Below are 429 nucleotides of genomic sequence, written 5' to 3'. Positions count from 1 at the left end.
GCCGAGATAATCCTTGCGCTCAAGCGCATCCGGATGCGTCAGGTCGACGATGATGCGCCAGGGCTCGCCCATGCGCTCGACGATACGGCACGACACCACTGATAACGCACTCGCGGCGGGCGCGCCCGGAACGTCCACGAAGTACGACTGAAGACGCGCAGAAGTGTTCGCTGCGCTGGCGTCATCGAGGCGGGTAGGCATGCATGTGTTCCTGATTTGTTTTTATCGTGTGATGCACTCGACAGGCATGGCGTCATGGCATGCGTATCGTTTTGCAAAAGATCGAACATAAATGTTTTTCGCAGACACGTGAAGTCATTTTCGCGTGTAAAGAACATCACGAAAGTCATTTGTCTACTTCTGAAATTAATTGAGATAAATCCCGTCACGCGGGTCGAGAAAATGTGGCAATGCCAAGTGTCTTGCTCG

General features: G+C 52.9%; 1 protein-coding gene. It reads right to left on the bottom strand.

Annotation, left to right across the window (positions count from 1 at the left end):
- The coding region (locus AC4HNJ_RS21645; protein WP_490481689.1) for a hypothetical protein at positions 1–201 on the bottom strand (201 nt) is incomplete at its 3' end.
- Between the last annotated feature and the right edge of the window lie 228 nt (positions 202–429).

The organism is Dyella sp. SYSU CM1112 (genome assembly GCF_058216415.1).
The sequence above is the reverse complement of the archived record's forward strand: the minus strand, read 5'-3'. Positions and strand labels throughout refer to the sequence as shown.